Source organism: Rhodoferax sp. RT5P35 (assembly GCF_056521385.1).
Genome location: NZ_JBWMAX010000005.1, coordinates 292,251 through 309,154, shown reverse-complemented (window position 1 = coordinate 309,154; position 16,904 = coordinate 292,251). Strand labels below are relative to the sequence as shown.

The 16,904-nt window shown below is 64.7% G+C and carries 13 protein-coding genes; 6 read left to right on the top strand and 7 right to left on the bottom strand.

Annotation, left to right across the window (positions count from 1 at the left end; translation table 11 throughout):
• Positions 1-5 precede the first annotated feature (5 nt).
• The 4 genes from AC097L_RS10045 to AC097L_RS10030 are packed head-to-tail and all read left to right on the top strand — an operon-like array spanning position 6 to position 3,813.
• A complete protein-coding gene (locus AC097L_RS10045) occupies positions 6-803 on the top strand; it encodes an enoyl-CoA hydratase/isomerase family protein (RefSeq protein WP_479586228.1) in 798 nt (265 codons plus the stop codon).
• Positions 796-924 (top strand): hypothetical protein, encoded by a 129-nt coding sequence (locus AC097L_RS10040; RefSeq protein ID WP_479586226.1) that lies wholly within the window; start codon positions 796-798, stop codon positions 922-924. Before AC097L_RS10045 ends, AC097L_RS10040 begins: the two co-directional genes overlap by 8 nt.
• The gene (locus AC097L_RS10035; protein ID WP_479586224.1) at positions 917-2,914 is read left to right on the top strand and encodes an acetyl/propionyl/methylcrotonyl-CoA carboxylase subunit alpha; all 1,998 of its coding nucleotides are present in this window, start codon (positions 917-919) and stop codon (positions 2,912-2,914) included. Before AC097L_RS10040 ends, AC097L_RS10035 begins: the two co-directional genes overlap by 8 nt.
• Positions 2,911-3,813 carry a hydroxymethylglutaryl-CoA lyase gene (locus AC097L_RS10030; protein ID WP_479586222.1) on the top strand — a complete coding sequence of 301 codons (903 nt, stop codon included), beginning with the start codon at positions 2,911-2,913 and terminating at the stop codon, positions 3,811-3,813. Before AC097L_RS10035 ends, AC097L_RS10030 begins: the two co-directional genes overlap by 4 nt.
• 82 nt (positions 3,814-3,895) lie before the next feature.
• On the opposite strand, the gene AC097L_RS10025 is transcribed toward AC097L_RS10030, so the two are convergent.
• From AC097L_RS10025 to AC097L_RS09995, 7 genes are all read right to left on the bottom strand, one after another.
• Positions 3,896-5,602, bottom strand: a complete 1,707-nt coding sequence (locus tag AC097L_RS10025; protein ID WP_479586220.1) for an acid phosphatase — start codon at positions 5,600-5,602, stop codon at positions 3,896-3,898.
• A 175-nt stretch (positions 5,603-5,777) separates the two neighbouring features.
• Positions 5,778-6,839, bottom strand: coding sequence for an adenosine deaminase (locus AC097L_RS10020; protein WP_479586218.1), 1,062 nt, complete (start codon positions 6,837-6,839; stop codon positions 5,778-5,780).
• Positions 6,839-7,816, bottom strand: coding sequence for an aromatic ring-hydroxylating dioxygenase subunit alpha (locus AC097L_RS10015; RefSeq protein ID WP_479586216.1), 978 nt, complete (start codon positions 7,814-7,816; stop codon positions 6,839-6,841). Before AC097L_RS10015 ends, AC097L_RS10020 begins: the two co-directional genes overlap by 1 nt.
• A gap of 207 nt (positions 7,817-8,023) precedes the next feature.
• Positions 8,024-9,178: a BMP family ABC transporter substrate-binding protein gene (locus AC097L_RS10010; RefSeq protein ID WP_479586214.1), complete on the bottom strand. Its 1,155-nt coding sequence runs from the start codon at positions 9,176-9,178 to the stop codon at positions 8,024-8,026.
• A gap of 58 nt (positions 9,179-9,236) precedes the next feature.
• Positions 9,237-10,157, bottom strand: a complete 921-nt coding sequence (locus tag AC097L_RS10005; protein ID WP_479586212.1) for an ABC transporter permease — start codon at positions 10,155-10,157, stop codon at positions 9,237-9,239.
• Complete coding sequence (locus AC097L_RS10000) at positions 10,157-11,227, bottom strand: ABC transporter permease (protein ID WP_479586209.1); 1,071 nt, start codon at positions 11,225-11,227, stop codon at positions 10,157-10,159. Before AC097L_RS10000 ends, AC097L_RS10005 begins: the two co-directional genes overlap by 1 nt.
• Positions 11,214-12,770, bottom strand: a complete 1,557-nt coding sequence (locus tag AC097L_RS09995; protein WP_479586206.1) for an ABC transporter ATP-binding protein — start codon at positions 12,768-12,770, stop codon at positions 11,214-11,216. Before AC097L_RS09995 ends, AC097L_RS10000 begins: the two co-directional genes overlap by 14 nt.
• Positions 12,771-13,056: 286 nt before the next feature.
• On the opposite strand from AC097L_RS09995, the gene xdhA reads away from it, so the two are divergent.
• Positions 13,057-14,517, top strand: a complete 1,461-nt coding sequence (gene xdhA, locus AC097L_RS09990; RefSeq protein WP_479586204.1) for a xanthine dehydrogenase small subunit — start codon at positions 13,057-13,059, stop codon at positions 14,515-14,517.
• Positions 14,514-16,862, top strand: a complete 2,349-nt coding sequence (gene xdhB, locus AC097L_RS09985) for a xanthine dehydrogenase molybdopterin binding subunit (protein ID WP_479586201.1) — start codon at positions 14,514-14,516, stop codon at positions 16,860-16,862. The genes xdhA and xdhB overlap by 4 nt, the downstream gene beginning before the upstream one ends.
• Positions 16,863-16,904: the final 42 nt, after the last annotated feature.

Here is a 16,904-nt window from a genome sequence, read left to right as displayed (position 1 = left end):
CCACCATGTCCTACACCACCCTAGAAATCGAACACCACGGCAGCGCTGCCTGGCTGTGGATGAACAAGCCCGAGGTGCACAACGCCTTTGACGAAACCCTCATCACCGAGTTGACCCAGGCCCTGCGGGAACTGGATGCCGCCCCCGCCGTGCGCGCCGTGGTGCTGGCGGGCCGGGGCAAGAGCTTTTCGGCCGGGGCCGACCTGGGCTGGATGCAGCGCCAGGGCGCGGCCACGCTGGAGAAGAACGTGGACGATGCGCGCCAACTGGCTAACCTGTTCCGCACCCTGTCCTGCATGGCCACGCCCACCGTCGCCCGCGTGCACGGTGCGGCACTGGGTGGCGGCATGGGCCTGGCTGCCGCCTGCGACATCTGCGTGGCCTCCAGCAAGGCGCAGTTCGCCACCTCGGAAGTGCGCTTTGGCATCATCCCCGCCGCCATCAGCCCCTACGTGCTGCGCGCCATCGGCGAACGCCAGGCTTACCGCTACTTCCAAACCGCAGAGCGCATCAGCGCCGAACGCGCCCTGGCCCTAGGCTTGGCCCACGAGGTCGCCGCGCCCGATGCGCTGGATACCACCGTGCAAACCCTGCTGGAGGCCTTGCAGGCCGGTGGGGCCGGTGCGCAAGCCGCCGCCACCGACCTGATCCGCGCGGTTGCCAACCACGCAGTAGACGATGCCCTGGTGGAAGACACCGCCCAGCGCATCGCCCGCCTGCGCGCCACGCCCGAGGCCCGCGAAGGCCTGGCGGCATTTCTGGAAAAGCGCGCGCCGCACTGGGCAGGAGCCAAACATGTTTAACAAAATTCTCATCGCCAACCGGGGTGACCAGCCGCAAAGCGGCGCAGCAGCGAAGCTAAATTGCATGGTGCGCGCAGCGCACGCAGGCGGTTTCACCCCGATGGAGAAGGCACGTGTTTAACAAAATCCTTATTGCAAATCGGGGTGAAATCGCCTGCCGGGTGATCCAAACCGCCCGCCGCATGGGCATCCGCACCGTGGCGGTGTACTCCGAAGCCGATGCCAACGCCCGCCATGTGCGCCTGGCCGACGAGGCCGTCTGCATCGGCCCGGCAGCAGCCCGCGAATCGTATCTGGTGGCAGACAAAATCCTGGCCGCCGCGCTGCAAACCGGTGCCCAGGCCGTGCACCCCGGCTACGGCTTTTTGTCCGAAAACGCCGACTTTGCCGATGCCTGCGCCCAGGCCGGTGTGGTCTTTATCGGCCCGCCTGCCTCGGCCATCCGCGCCATGGGCAGCAAGTCTGCGGCCAAGACCTTGATGGAAAAAGCCGGTGTGCCCCTGACCCCCGGCTACCACGGCGACAACCAGGACCCCGGCTTTCTGGCCGCGCAGGCCGAGAAAATCGGCTACCCGGTACTGATCAAAGCCAGCGCGGGCGGCGGCGGCAAGGGCATGCGCCGGGTGGATACGGCGGCCGATTTTGCGGCATCTCTCGTGTCGTGCCAGCGCGAAGCCATCAACGCATTCGACAACGGCCACGTGCTGATCGAAAAGTACGTGCTGCAGCCCCGCCACATCGAAATCCAGGTGTTTGGCGACAGCCTGGGCCACTGCGTCTACCTGTTTGAACGCGACTGCTCGGTGCAACGTCGCCACCAAAAGGTGCTGGAAGAAGCCCCCGCCCCCGGCATGACCCCCGAGCGCCGCGCCGCCATGGGCACGGCTGCCGTCAACGCAGCCCTGGCCGTGGGCTATGTGGGCGCAGGCACGGTGGAGTTCATTGCCCACCAGGACGGTACTTTCTACTTCATGGAAATGAACACCCGGCTGCAGGTAGAGCACCCGGTGACCGAGATGGTCACCGGGCTGGACCTGGTGGAATGGCAACTGCGCGTGGCCTCGGGCGAGCCCCTGCCGCTGGCGCAAGAGCAACTGGTGCTGACCGGCCACGCCATCGAGGCCCGCATCTACGCCGAAGACCCGGACAAGGGCTTTCTGCCCTCCACCGGCCGCCTCAGCCACCTGCAGCCCCCCACAGCGTCCGCCCATGTGCGCGTCGATACCGGGGTGGAACAAGGCGACGAGATCACCCCGCACTACGACCCGATGATCGCCAAGCTCATCGTCTGGGATGCCGACCGCACCCAGGCCCTTGCCCGCATGCGCCAGGCGCTGGCCGACTACCAGATTGTGGGCGTGGCCAACAATGTGGCGTTCTTGCAGCGCCTGGTGGCCACCCCGTCGTTTGCACAGGCGCAACTGGACACCGCACTGATCGAGCGCGAGCAGGCGCATCTGTTCCCCGCCCTGGCCGAGGCAATGCCCACCGATGTGTGGATGCTGGCCGCGCTCAGCGTGCTGCAAAGCCAAACCGATGCCGCCGCCCTGACCGCCATGGAACCCGACTCACCCTGGTGCGTGCTGGACGGCTGGCGGCTCAACGGCACATCGCAGCAAACCATTCCCCTGCGCTGTGGCGATACCGAGCAACTGGTCACCGCCGAAGTGGTGGCCGACGGCGTGCTGCTGGGCCTAGGTGGTGACCCCGTGCTGGCCCGCCGCACCGGCCCATCCCAAGTGCAGCAAGTGCAGCAAGTGCAGTTGGACGACCGCCGCCTCACCGCCACGGTGGTGGCGCAGGCCGAGCATCTCCACGTGTTCTGCCACGGCCAGAGCTGGACGGTAGCCAAGGTGGAACTGCTGCACCGCGAAAGCAGCGACGATGCCCACGGTGGTGTGCAGTCCCCCATGCCCGGCAAGGTGATCGCCCTGCTGGCGGCGGTGGGCGCGACGGTAGAAAAAGGCACGCCCCTGCTGGTACTGGAAGCCATGAAAATGGAGCACACCATCCACGCACCCGCCAAGGGCACCGTCAAGGCCTTCCATTTCAGCGCCGGGGAACAGGTGGGCGATGGGGTAGATTTGGTGGATTTCGAGGTGACCGAATGACCCACGTCCGCATTATCGAAATGGGCCCACGCGACGGCCTGCAAAACGAAAAACAGCCCGTCCCCACCGCCACCAAGCTGGAGCTGATCCAGCGCCTGGCCAATGCCGGGCTGCGCGAGATCGAGGCGACCTCCTTCGTGTCGCCCAAATGGGTGCCGCAGATGGGCGACTCCGCCGAAGTGATGCGCGGCCTGGAGCGTCACCCCGGCGTGAGCTACCCGGTGCTGACCCCTAACCTGCAAGGTTTTGAAGCAGCGGTAGCGGCAGGGGCTGACCACGTCGCGGTGTTCGCCGCCGCCTCCGAGGCGTTTTCGCAAAAGAACATCAACTGCTCCATCACCGAATCCCTGGCCCGCTTCGCCCCGCTGATGGCCGCCGCCCAGGCCCAGGGCGTGCGGGTGCGCGGCTACGTATCCTGCGTGCTGGGCTGCCCGTACGAAGGCGACGTAGCCCCCCAGCGCGTGGCCGATGTGGCGGGGCAACTGCTGGCCCTGGGCTGCTACGAGGTATCGCTGGGCGACACGATTGGCGTGGGCACGCCCCACTCTGTGCTGCGCATGCTGGAGGCCGTGGCGCAGCAGGTGCCCGTGGCCCAATTGGCGGGGCACTACCACGACACCTATGGCATGGCGATTGCCAACGTCTATGCCTCGTACCAGTTCGGCCTGCGCGCCTTCGACAGCTCGGTCGGCGGACTGGGCGGCTGCCCCTATGCCAAGGGTGCCACCGGCAATGTGGCCACCGAGGACGTGGTGTATTTGCTGCACCACCTGGGGGCAGACACCGGCATTGACCTGGACCTGCTGGTGGACTGCGGCGACTGGATCAACGCCCAACTGGGCCGCGCCTCGGCTTCACGTGTGGGGCGGGCGCTGCTGGCCAAACGCGGCACAGCTTAAAATTCATACGTTTTAGGCTTCTAGCCTATACAGCTACTTGGCGGATAGCTACATTTACTGTAGCTACCCGCCAACATCGGCTTCAGGCGCTGAATGTCAGCGCGTTGGTCATATCGCCCATGGGCTGCTGCCCGCGTGCCTGCATGGCATCGTCGCGCTGCTTCAGGCCGTCGAGCTTTTCCAACCCGAACACCCGGGTGACCAGGCGCAGGATGGAGCCGGTGTCGTAGATGGTGTGGTCTACCGTGCCTTTGCGGGCAAACGGCGACACCACCAGCGCGGGCAACCGCGTGCCGGGGCCCCAGCGGTCGCCTTGCGGCGGGGCCACGTGGTCCCACCAGCCACCGTTTTCATCCACCGTGATAACCACCACCATATTGTTCCACTGCGGGCTGGCGCGCAACAGCTTGATGGCGTGGGCGATATGGCGGTCGCCAGAGGCGATGTCGGCATAGCCCGCGTGCATGTTCAGGTTGCCCTGGGGCTTGTAGAACGTCACAGCGGGCAGGCGGCCCGCCTCGGCATCGGCCAGAAAGTGGTTGGTGCGGCTCTCGTCGCCCAAGCCGCCATCGCGCAGGCGCTTTTTGCGCTCTACCGGGAATTCGGGGCCGAGGTTTTTGAAGTAGTTGAAGGGCTGGTGGTGGTACTGGAAGTTGGGAATCTTGGGGATGCCCTGGGAGTCTTTGTACTCGTCCAGCGTGGCCTGCCAGGCGCCGCCGTACCAGGCCCAGTCCACGCCCTTCTGGCTCAGCTTGTCGCCGATGTGGTGGTGTACCTGCGGCACCAGGGTGCTGGGCTGGCTGGCATCGGCATAGTCGGGCCGGGCCTTGTCGCGCGACCAAGAGGGCCAGTACGGCGGAGCCATGGTGTTGACCGCGTAGCCGTCGGGGGTGAGCGCGTTCGGGCCATACTTGGGTGGGCCATCCAGGGCACTGGCTGGGCTGCTGGCCTGGGGCACCAGCCGGATGCCCTGCGGATCGCCACCCTCCACCTGGGCGATCTGGGTTTTAGCCACCGATGTGGCCGCGTTCGGGTAGAACGGCACGGTGCCGGTGACCAGGTACTGGTGGTTCAGAAACGAGCCGCCAAACGCCCCCTGGAACAAGTTGTCGCACAGCACGAATTCGCGCGCCACATCCCACAGCCGCAGGTGGTAGGCGGTGTCGGCGTAGTGGCCCATGGTCAGCCCGCCGCTGTCGCCCCAGGCGGCAAAGCCGTCGTTCTTGCCGCCGTTGATTTGCATCTGGTTATGGTAGAAGGCGTGCACCAGATCTCGGGTGACCAGGCCCAGCGGCAGCGCCTCACCCTGCGGGCCTTTGAGCACAAACGGCGCGTTGGGCAAATTCGTCTGGTACTGCGTGCCGGATGCGTACGCCACCCCTTCCACCGACTGCGGGCCCACCTGGTTCAGGCCGCCCCATACCGCGGGCAAACCGGGCAGCAGCGAGCCGTCGCGGTCGCGCTGCTGGTAGTCGGCGGGCTTTAGCGACGACAGCGGTTTTTCCAGACCCGGGAAATTGGCAAACAGGTTGTTGAAGCTGCGGTTTTCGGCGTAGATCACCACCACGGTCTTGACATTTTTCTGCAGCGCCCGGTCCAGTGCCGCTGCGTCCAGCGGTGCGGACCCACCTCCTCCTGGGGTAGCGCAGGCGGCCAGCGATGCCGTAGCCCCCACACCCAGCGTCGCCATGCCGCCTAGAAAGAAGCGGCGGCTGAGCTCGGGCTGCGGGCTTGCGTCAGAAGTGGGTTCGAAAGAGGACTTGTCTACCGGGTCTTTGCGGTCCGTCATAGCGTGCCTTTGTGGTTGTTTGGGTTTGCAGCCAAACATCGTAGCGTCACTTTTGTGACAAACGCATGCAGGAACTTGTAAAGAAAAGTAGTGGGATACAGTGCATCCAAGAAGGATAAAACGCTACATTTTCAATAGCTACTAGCGTATGCTGAATCTTGGCTAGTAACCCATTTCATTTAAATTTTTCAAAATACGCTTGCAACTGCCCCACCAGCGCCTGCTTCTGCTCTGCGGGGATGAAACTGGCCTCGAAGCTGTTGGCGGCGAGCTGGTAGGCGTGTTGGGCGGTGAGGCCGGTGGCGGCGAAGGTTTGGGTGAAGTTCTCGTTCAGGTAGCCACCGAAATAAGCCGGATCGTCGGAATTGACCATCGCCACCAGGCCTGCGTCGAGCAACGCGCCCAGGTTGTGCTGGGCCAGGTTGGGGAACACGCAGAGCTTCTGGTTGGACAGCGGGCAAACGGTGAGCGGGATGCGGTCGCGGGCCAGGCGCTGCATCAGCAGCGGGTCTTGGGTGGACTGCACGCCGTGGTCGATACGCTCCACTTTCAACACGTCCAGCGCGCTCCAGATGTAGGCCGGGGGTCCCTCCTCGCCCGCGTGGGCGACCAAGCGGAAACCCAGCTCGCGGCAGCGGGCAAACACCTTGGCGAACTTCTCGGGCGGGTGGCCCAGCTCGCTGGAGTCCAGGCCGATGCCAATGAACTTGTCGCGCAGCGGCAGGGCCAGCTCCAGGGTGGCAAACGCGTCTTCTTCGCTGAGATGGCGCAGAAAGCACAGGATCAGCACGGCGCTCAGGCCCCACATTTTTTGCGCATCCACGCAGGCGCGGTGCAGGCCGTGGATGACCGTCTCCATGGCCACGCCGCGCGCAGTGTGGGTTTGTGGATCGAAGAATATCTCAGTGTGGGCGATGTTGTCGGCAGCGGCCCGCGCCAGGTAGGCGTGCGCCATGTCGTAGAAGTCTTGCTCTGTCAGCAGCACACTGGCACCAGCGTAGTAGATATCCAGAAAGCTTTGCAGGTTGGTAAAGGCGTAGGCGCTGCGCAACTCGTCCACGCTGGCGTAGGGGATGGCGACCTGGTTGCGCTGGGCCAGGGCGAAGATCAGCTCGGGCTCCAGCGAGCCTTCGATGTGGATGTGCAACTCGGCCTTGGGCATGCCCCGCAGCAGGTCGGGCAGGCGCTCAGGCGCAATGGCGGGTACGGTGAAGGGGGTGGTCAAGAATTTGGTCACTAACAGACTCCAAAAGTAATACCCAGATGTTTCAGATAGCGGCGGTAAGCGGCAGAGGCCTTGTCGGCCACCGTGTGCAGCTCGGCGCGCGGGTCCAGCGGCAGGCGCCGGGGGGTTTGCGACTCCAGCACCGGCTGGTCTTGTTCGAATATGGTGTGCTGGAAGGCCCGCAGCGTGGCATCGGTAGATAGCCAGTCGCTGCAGGCCAGTCTAAACCAGACCCGGCTGCGCTCTGGCCCCGCCGGGCAGATGAACAGGCCGATCGCCTCGCGGTAGTCGGCCAGGGCCACGCTGGCCGGGTCGGGCAGCTTGGTCAGCACCGCCGTGTACGGCGCATCGACCGCGTAGGTGTATTCGACTTGCGCAGCGCCGGTGGCATGCACGCTGGACTGCGGCTGCCAGGCCTTGCACTGCGTGGCTAGTAGGCCGGTGTCGGTCGTTTCAACCCGGTAGTCGTCGATACTGGATGCGCCGCGCGTGCCCAGCCAGCCCTCGTGCACAAAGGCAAAGTGCGCCATGTCCAGAAAGTTCTCCACCAGCCGCGGCGCGCTGGTGGCCACGTCATACGGTCCGCAAATCAGCTTACGCAGGCGGCTTTCGTCCTCGGCGACAAAGCCCACCACCGGCACATCGGATGCCTCCAGCTGCACCCATACCAGCCCATAGCGTTCGCAGGCTGCAAAGCTGCGCGCGGTGTGCGTGGCAGGCGGCGTGAACGCGGGCAAGGCCGGGACCAGCACGCACTGCCCCGAGGCCGCAAACTGCCATCCGTGGTAGGGGCACTCCAGCCGGTCGCCGCACACCCGCCCCAAGGACAGCCGCGCTCCCCGGTGCGGGCACTGGTCGGCCCAGGCATGCGCCACCCCAGCCGCGTCGCGCCACAGCACCACCGCCTGCTCCAGCAGCACCACGGCCACCGGCGTGTCCACCAGATCTGCGCTGGCCGCGACCGGGTGCCAAAGGGTGTTTTCAATCATCTTGCGAAGGTATCAGCAAAGACCATGCCCAAACGAAAAAGCCGCTCCAAAGAGCGGCTTTCAAAGGACAAAACTCCCGTTCTTTTACCAGGCGAGCGAAGCAACGCCCCCTCCAGAACAGCGCAGGACTGGCTCCGCCAGACTGCTGCAGTTGCCCCCTGCAAGGGGGTGGGCGGAAAGCGCTTGCGCTGTAGCCTGGGGGTGTACCTACTTCTCGCCTGGGACTTTGCCTTCAACGCCCTTGACGTAAAAGTTGATGCCTTGCAGGAAGGCATCGTCGGCCACCACGTCCTTGGCGACCACTTCCTTGCCGTTCTGACCGATGATGGGGCCCTTCCAGATGGAGAAGCTGCCGTCGGCCAGGCCCTTTTTGATCTCGTCGATCTTGGCTTTGGTGGCGGCAGGCACGTCTTCGGCGATAGACACCACGTCGATGGCACCTTCCTTCACGCCGTACCAGCTTTGGCCGGTGGCCCACTTGCCGTCTAGCGCGTCCTTGGTGGCCTTGATGTAGTACGGGCCCCAGTTGATGATGCTGGAGGCTAAGTGTGCCTTGGGACCGTAGGCCGACATGTCGGAATCCCAACCGAAGGCGCGCTTGCCCTTGCTTTCGGCCGTCTTCAGCACGGCCGAGGAATCGGTGTTCTGGAACAGGATGTCGGCACCGCCGTTGATCAGCGAGGTGGCGGCTTCGGTTTCCTTGGGCGGGCTGAACCACTCGTTGACCCAGACCACCTTGGTCTTGATCTTCGGGTTCACGCTTTGCGCGCCCAGGGTGAAGCTGTCGATGTTGCGGATCACTTCGGGAATCGGCACCGAGCCGACGATGCCCAGCACATTGGTCTTGGTCATCGAACCGGCGATCACACCGGCCATGTACGCGCCCTCATAGGTACGGCTGTCGAAAGTGCGCACGTTCTCAGCGGTTTTGTAGCTGGTGGCGTTTTCGAACTTGATGTCTTTGGAGTCAGCGGCCACCTTGAGCATGGGCTCCATGTAGCCAAAGGTGGTGCCAAAGATCAGCTTGTTGCCCTGGCCCACCATGTCGCGGAACACGCGCTCGGCATCGGCCGATTCAGGCACGTTTTCCACATAGCTGGTGACGATCTTGTCGCCCAGTTCTTTTTCCAGCGCCAGGCGGCCCCGGTCGTGCGCATAGGTCCAGCCACCGTCGCCCACCGGGCCAAGGTAGGCAAACGCAATCTTGAGTGGCTCGGGCTTGGGTGGGGGTGCCTCGGCCACCGGGGCAGACGCAGGGGCGGCAGCGGGCGCAGGCGCGGGCTCTTCCTTCTTGCCACAGCCCACCAGGGCCGCAGCCACCGCGGATGCGGCAGCGAGTTGGATCAAGGTACGTTTCTTCATGGAAGCTCTTTCGACGGGTTGAAAAAAGGAGACAGGTTGGAACTATGTAACAAAATGATTATGAACCGGGGTAGAACGGTTTACCAAGGGACGCGGGCATGTTGATGCGAATCCACACCGGGTTGCGCGAGATGATGGCCAGCACCACGATGGGCGCAATGTAAGGCAGCATGCTCAGGAACTGGGTGGGGATGTCCACCCCCGCGCCCTGCATGGCAAACGCCAGCATGGTCACGCCGCCAAACAGGTAGGCCCCCAGCAGCACGCGGGCGGGCCGCCAGGTGGCGAAGGTGGTCAGGGCCAGGGCGATCCAGCCGCGCCCGGCCACCATGCCCTCCACCCACAGCGGCGTATAAGCCAGCGAGATAAAAGCCCCGGCCAGGCCACACATCGCCCCACCGGCCAGCACCGCCATGAAGCGGATACGACGCACCGGATAACCCAGCGCATGCGCCGATTCGGGCGACTCGCCCACGGCGCGCAGCACCAGCCCGGCCCGCGTACGGTACAAAAACCAGACCATGCCACCCACCAGCGCCATGGTCACGTAGACCAGCGGATGCTGGTGGAACAGGGCTGGGCCAATCAGCGGAATATCGCCCAGCACCGGCACCTTGAACTGCACCCGCTCGGGCAGTTTGGCCTGCACATACTGGATACCCGCAAAGGCCGAGAAGCCCGCGCCAAACAGGCTCAGCGCCAGGCCGGTGGCGTACTGGTTGGTGTTGAGCCAGATCACCAGCACGCCAAAAATCGCCGCCAGCAAGGCACCGGCACCGGCACCGGCGGCAAAGCCCAGCCAGTCGCTGCCGGTGTTGACCACGGTGGCAAACCCGGCAATGGCGGCGCACAGCATCATGCCCTCGGCCCCCAGGTTGACCACGCCCGCCTTCTCGTTGATCAGCAAACCTAAGGCCGCCAGCGCCAGCACGGTGCCAGCATTCAGCATGGCCCCGAAGAGCAAAAAATGCGATTCCATCAGATGCTTCCTTTGCGAACTTTGAACCGCACGCTGTACGCAATCAAGGTGTCGCAGGCCAGCAAGCTGAACAGCAGCAGCCCCTGGAACACCCCGGTCAATGATTTCGGCAGACCCAAGCGCGACTGCGCCAGCTCGCCGCCGATGTAGAACATGCTCATCAGCACGGCAGAGAACACCATGCCCACCGGGTGCAGCCGCCCCACAAAGGCCACGATGATGGCCGCAAAGCCGTAGCCCGCAGGCACATACGGCGTGAGCTGGCCCAGCGGCCCGGCCACTTCCAGCGCACCGGCCAGCCCGGCAGCGCCACCAGAGGTCAGCAGCGCAATCCACAGCGCCTTGCGCGAAGAAAACCCGGCGTAACGCGCAGCGGCCGGTGCCAGCCCGCCGACCTGCTGGGCAAAGCCCGCCCGGGTGCGGAACAGGAATACCCACAGCCCGGCCACGCCCACAAGCGCAATCAGCAGCCCGATGCTGACCCGCGAACCCTTGAACAGCCGGGGAATGCGGGTAATGGCCTCGAAGTTTTTGGTTTGCGGAAAGTTATGCCCCAGCGGGTCTTTCCAGGGGCCGTCCACCATGTAACTCAGCACCAGCACGGCCACGTAAACCAGCATCAGGCTGACCAGGATTTCGCTGGCATTGAACTTGTCGCGCAGCAGCGCCGTGATGCCGCCCCAGACCATGCCGCCCAGCACCCCGGCCAGCAAGATCGGCACCACGATCCAGCCGGTGGTGTCCTTGTCGGCCAGCAGCGCCACACCGCTGGCAAAGATGGCCCCGATCAGGTACTGGCCCTCGGCCCCAATGTTCCACACGTTGGAGCGAAAGCACACCGCCAACCCCAGCGCAATGATTAGCAGCGGTGTGGCCTTGACCATCAACTCGCCTAGCGCATACTGCGATTTGATGGGCTCCCAAAAGAACACCTGCAAACCCTTCACCGGATCTTTGCCCAGCGCCATGAACAGCGCCACACCGATCACCACCGTGACCAGCAGCGCCAGGAGGGGCGAGGCATAGCCCCAGAATTTGGACGGCTGGGGGCGGGCTTCAAGCTTGAGCATGGGCCACCTCCGCAGTTTTCGAAGTTACTGCAGAGGCATTCCACAAACCGCTCATCCACTCTCCAATCTGCGCCACCGTGGCATCGGCGCGCGCCACCGAGGGCGACAGCCGCCCCTTGGCAATAACGTGCAGCCGGTCGCATATTTCAAACAACTCGTCCAGTTCTTCGCTGACCACCAGCACCGCGCACCCGGCATCGCGCAGGGCCAGAATCTCGCCGCGGATCTGCGCCGACGCGCCCACGTCCACCCCCCAAGTGGGCTGCGACACGATCAGCAACTTCGGCTTGGCATCGATCTCGCGGCCCACAATGAATTTTTGCAAATTGCCGCCTGAGAGCGACTTGGCGGCCGCGTTCGGCCCGCCGGTTTTGACCTTGAAGCGGTCGATGATGCTTTGCGCCTGGGTTTGCAGCACGCCCAGCTTGATCCAGCCGCTGGAGGTAATGGCATCCGAGCGCGTCAACATCAGGTTGTGCGCCAGGCCCAGCGTGGGCACGGCGCCCCGGCCCAGCCGCTCCTCGGGCACAAAATGCAGGCCCAGCATGCGCCGCTGCTGTGGCCCCAGCTTGCCGACCGGCTGGCCCATCACCTGCACCATGTTCGCCGCACAGCGGGTGTCTTCGCCCGACAGCGCGTACAGCAGCTCGCGCTGGCCGTTGCCTGACACGCCAGCAATGCCCACCACCTCGCCCGCCTGGACCTGCAGGGAAATCCCATCGAGTTCCACGCCAAACTGGTCTTCACGCGCCAGTTGCAAGGCCTGCACCTGCAGCACCGTGGCCCCGGTTTTGACCACCCGGTGCTCCAGCGCGGGTGGCTCGGCGCCGATCATCAAACGGCTCAGCGAGGCGTTGGTTTCCTCGGCCGGGTTGCACACCCCGGTGACCGTGCCGCCGCGCAGCACCGTACAGGCCGTGCACAGCGCCCGAATCTCGTGCAGCTTGTGGCTGATGTACAGAATGCTGCAGCCCTCGGACACCAGTTGGTTCAGCACCACAAACAGCTTTTCCACCGCCTGCGGGGTCAGCACCGAGGTGGGCTCGTCCAGAATCAGGAGCTTGGGGTTGGTCAGCAGCGCGCGGATGATTTCCACACGCTGCATCTCGCCCACGGCCAGGGTGTGCACCGGGCGGCCGGGGTCGATGTCCAGGCCGTAGGCGCTGGCCTTGGCGGTGATGCGCTGGGTGACCTCGGCCAGGCTCAGGCTCTTGTCCAGGCCCAGCCAGACGTTTTCGGCCACCGTCAGGGTGTCGAACAGGCTGAAGTGCTGGAACACCATGCTGATGCCTAAAGCGCGCGCCTCCTGCGGGTTGCGGATGTGCACCGGCTGCCCGTTGAATAGCACCGTACCCTCGTCGGGCTTGACCGATCCGTAGATGATTTTCATCAGCGTGGACTTGCCTGCGCCGTTTTCGCCCAGCACCGCGTGCGCCTCGCCGGGCTGCACCGTCAGCGAGACGTTGCTGTTGGCCACCACCGCCGGGTAGCGCTTGGTGATGTTCGTCAGTTGCAGTCTGGGTGGCGGGAGGGGTGTGGCCATGCGGTGCTCAAATTTATAAGAATAATGCCTCTAGCGCTTACAGCTCCTGCGCAAGTAGCTACATATTTAATAGTAATCTCTCACAAGACCCTGGCTGCGGCTGCAATACCCCAGCAAGCTCAGTGCCAACCGCACAAAAATTGCGAACAATGGCGGTACGCAGTCGGCAAACGCCGCGTATCCTAACCCGCAACAGCACGCTGACCGTGCTGCAATGCACCAAGATGGGTGGTGCGACTATTGCATGCTGTGCCCCACAAGAATTGCTGACAAGGACCGACCCGCCATGACGACCCAACCCCTGCGCTTCATCCGGCGCGGCCAGACCATCACCCTGCACAACGTGCCGCCCGACCGCACCCTGCTGCAGGTGCTGCGCGAAGACCTGGGTGCCACCGGCACCAAGGAAGGCTGCGGCGAAGGCGACTGCGGTGCCTGCACGGTGGTGCTGGCAGAACCTGAAAACGGTGCCCTACGCTACCGCGCCATCAATAGCTGCATCCGCCTGGCCCACTCTATCGCCGGGATGGCGCTGTGGACGGTGGAAGACATCGCCCAGGCCGACGGCAGCCTGCACCCCGCGCAAGAAGCCATGGTGCAGTGCCACGGCTCGCAATGCGGGTTTTGCACGCCCGGCTTTGTGATGAGCCTGTTTGGCATGTACCAGAACAGCACCTGCCACGGCCAGGCCATCAGCCGCACGGGCGCGCAAGAAGCCTTGTCGGGCAACCTGTGCCGCTGCACCGGCTACCGGCCGATTTTGGATGCCGCCCAGGCCATGGAGCACCTGCCCGCCGTGCGTATCGACGAGGTTGCTTTGCTACAACATCTAGAGCAGCTTGCGCTGATAGTGCCTGCGCCAGAGGTAGATTTTGCTTATAAATCACCGCGGACCCTGGCCGAGCTGACCGCCGCCCGCGCCGCCCACCCCCAGGCCCAGATCGTGGCCGGGTGTACCGACGTAGGCCTGTGGATCACCAAAATGCACAAGCACTTCGACAGCGTGCTCGACGTGACCCAGGTGGACGAGTTGCGCCAGACCATCCACCAGGCAGACGGCTTGCAGATCGGCGCTGCCGTCACCCTGGCTGATGCGTACACCGCCTTGGTCGCCACCCGCCCACAGCTGCACAGCTTTGCTTCGCGCTTCGCCGGGCTGCCGGTGCGTAACTCGGGCACCCTGGGTGGCAACGTGGCCAACGGCTCGCCGATTGGCGACTCGATGCCGCTGCTGATTGCCCTGGGGGCCAGCGTGGTGCTGGCCAGCGAGCGCGGAGAGCGCGCGCTGCCGCTGGAGAGTTTGTACACCGGCTACCGGCAAAACGTGATGGCGACAGACGAGGTGCTGGCGTGGATCAAGGTGCCGCATGCGGGTGCCGAATTCATGCGCGTCTACAAAATCTCCAAACGGTTCGACGACGATATTTCGGCAATCTGTTTGGCGCTGAGTTTGACGGTAGTGGATGGCTTAGTCACTGCCGCTTCCATCGGCGTAGGCGGGGTCGCCGCCACCCCGGTGCGCGCTGTGCAGACCCAGGCTGCCCTGGTCGGCCAGCCCTGGACCCTGGCAACCGCCCACGCAGCCGCGGCCGCGCTGCGCGCCGAGTTCCAGCCCATCTCCGACATGCGGGCCAGCGCCGCCTACCGCAGTGAGGTGATGGGCAATTTGTTGCAACGCTTCTGGCTGGAAAGCCAGGGCCAGACCCAGATCGACCTGGCCACTTTCGAGGTGGAGGCCTGCGCATGAACGCCCCCGACAAGCACACACTGTCCAACCCTGTCAACACCGCCTCGGCAGGCACCCGCCAGCCGCACGAAAGCGCCCGCGCTCAAGTGGCAGGCGCGGCCCACTACATCGACGACCTGCCCGAGCTGCGTGGCACCCTGCATGCCGCGCCTATCTTGTCTACCGTGGCCCACGGCAAGCTGCTGGGTGTGGACAGCCGGGCCGCACGCGCCATGCCCGGCGTGCAGGCCGTCATCCTCAGCCAGGACATTCCCGGCGACAAGATGCTGGCTGCCTTTGCCCACGACGAACCGGTGTTCGCCATCGACACCGTGCTGCACATCGGCCAGGTGATCGGCCTGGTGGTGGCCGATACGGTGATGCAAGCCCGCGAGGCCGCCCGCGCCGTGAAATTGGACATCGAATCCCTGCCCGCCCTGCTGGACGTGCGCGCCGCCCACGCCGCGCAAAGCTATGTGCTGCCACCCGTGTTTGTGCGCCGCGGCGATGCCGCACAGGCTTTGGCCAGCGCCCCGCACACCCTGCGCGGCCAGCTCGAAGTGGGCGGGCAAGAGCATTTCTACCTGGAGGGCCAGGTCGCCTACGCACTGCCGCAAGAGCAAGGCCAGTGGACAGTGCACTCCAGCACGCAGCACCCCGGCGAAGTGCAGCACTGGGTGGCACATGCCTTAGGCATCGCCAACCACGCTGTCAAGGTGGAGTGCCGCCGCATGGGGGGTGGCTTTGGCGGCAAGGAAACCCAGGCCGGGCACCTGGCCGTATGGGCCGCCGTGGCAGCCCACACGCTGCAGCGCCCCGTCAAGCTGCGCTTCGACCGGGACGACGACTTTATGGTCACCGGCAAGCGCCATCCCTTCGCCTACGACTACACCGTGGGCTATGACGACGCAGGCCTGATTTGCGGCCTGCAGCTCACCATGCTGGCCAACTGCGGCTTCAGCGCCGACCTGAGCGGCCCGGTGGCCGACCGCGCCGTCTTCCACGTAGACAACGCCTACTTTCTGGCCGATGTGGACATCGCCTCGTACCGCGTCAAGACCCACACCCAGAGCCACACCGCGTTTCGCGGTTTCGGCGGGCCACAGGGCGTGATCGTGATCGAAACCATCCTCAGCGAAATCGCTCGGCAGCTCAAACTGGACCCGCTGGCCGTGCGCCGCCACAACCTGTACGACGCTGCCGACACGCCCAACGCGGCACGCAACTTCACCCACTACGGCATGCAGGTAGAAGACAACATTCTGCACCCCATGCTCTCGAAAATAGAGCAAACAGCGCAGTATTTATCTAGGCGAGAGGCCATTTCGGCTTGGAACACCAACAGCCCGGTGATAAAGCGCGGCATCAGCATCACGCCGGTGAAGTTCGGCATCTCGTTCACCGCCACCCTGTTTAACCAGGCCGGTGCGCTGGTGCACGTCTACACCGACGGCAGCGTGCAGGTGAACCACGGCGGCACCGAGATGGGCCAGGGCCTGAACACCAAGGTAGCGCAAATCGTGGCCGATGAGCTGGGCGTGCCTTTCACCAGCGTACTGGCCACGGCGGCCGACACCAGCAAGGTGCCCAACGCTTCGGCCACCGCCGCATCCAGCGGCACCGACTTGAATGGCCGTGCCGCCCAGTACGCCGCCCGCAACGTGCGCGACAACCTGGCGCAATTTGCCGCCGGGCTGGACAACTGCGGTGCCGGGGCCGTGCAGTTCAAGGGCGGCCAGGTCATCACCCCCCACACCAGCCGCCCGTTTGCCAGCCTGGTGCAGCAGGCCTACGCCAACCGCATCCAGCTGTGGAGCGACGGCTTTTACCGCACGCCCAAAATCCACTACGACAAAACCACGCTGACAGGCCGCCCGTTCTACTACTTTGCCTACGGCGCGGCCTGCACCGAGGTAGCCATCGACACCCTTACCGGCGAGAGCCGCGTGTTGAAAATCGACGTGCTGTACGACGCGGGCACCAGCATCAACCCCGCCATTGACATCGGCCAGGTCGAAGGCGGCTTCATCCAGGGCATGGGCTGGCTGACCACCGAGCAACTGGTCTGGAACGCCAAGGGTTACCTGAGCACCCACGCCCCCAGCACCTACAAAATCCCCGCCACCGGCGACATCCCCGTGCACTTCAAAGTGGCGCTGTGGGAGCAGCCCAACCGCGAGGACACCGTGTTCAACAGCAAAGCCGTAGGCGAACCGCCATTCATGCTGGCGATCAGCGTGTTCGAGGCACTGAAGGAGGCCATTGCCTCGGCGCGTGGGGATGGCGAGGTGGTGCAGCTGGCGGCACCGGCAACGGCGGAGAACGTGCTGTGGGCGCTGGGGGCAGGAAAGAAACGCGGGGCGTAGCCAATCGGGGCCAGATCATCCACGCGCACCGCAAAGTGGATG

Coding starts and splice junctions, on each gene's coding strand:
- xdhB (WP_479586201.1), top strand. CDS start 14,514: ATGAACGCCCCCGACAAGCACACACTGTCCAACCCTGTCAACACCGCC.
- AC097L_RS10040 (WP_479586226.1), top strand. CDS start 796: ATGTTTAACAAAATTCTCATCGCCAACCGGGGTGACCAGCCGCAAAGC.
- AC097L_RS10025 (WP_479586220.1), bottom strand. CDS start 5,602: ATGACGGACCGCAAAGACCCGGTAGACAAGTCCTCTTTCGAACCCACT.
- AC097L_RS10030 (WP_479586222.1), top strand. CDS start 2,911: ATGACCCACGTCCGCATTATCGAAATGGGCCCACGCGACGGCCTGCAA.
- AC097L_RS10005 (WP_479586212.1), bottom strand. CDS start 10,157: ATGGAATCGCATTTTTTGCTCTTCGGGGCCATGCTGAATGCTGGCACC.
- AC097L_RS10010 (WP_479586214.1), bottom strand. CDS start 9,178: ATGAAGAAACGTACCTTGATCCAACTCGCTGCCGCATCCGCGGTGGCT.
- AC097L_RS10015 (WP_479586216.1), bottom strand. CDS start 7,816: ATGATTGAAAACACCCTTTGGCACCCGGTCGCGGCCAGCGCAGATCTG.
- AC097L_RS10000 (WP_479586209.1), bottom strand. CDS start 11,227: ATGCTCAAGCTTGAAGCCCGCCCCCAGCCGTCCAAATTCTGGGGCTAT.
- AC097L_RS10045 (WP_479586228.1), top strand. CDS start 6: ATGTCCTACACCACCCTAGAAATCGAACACCACGGCAGCGCTGCCTGG.
- AC097L_RS09995 (WP_479586206.1), bottom strand. CDS start 12,770: ATGGCCACACCCCTCCCGCCACCCAGACTGCAACTGACGAACATCACC.
- xdhA (WP_479586204.1), top strand. CDS start 13,057: ATGACGACCCAACCCCTGCGCTTCATCCGGCGCGGCCAGACCATCACC.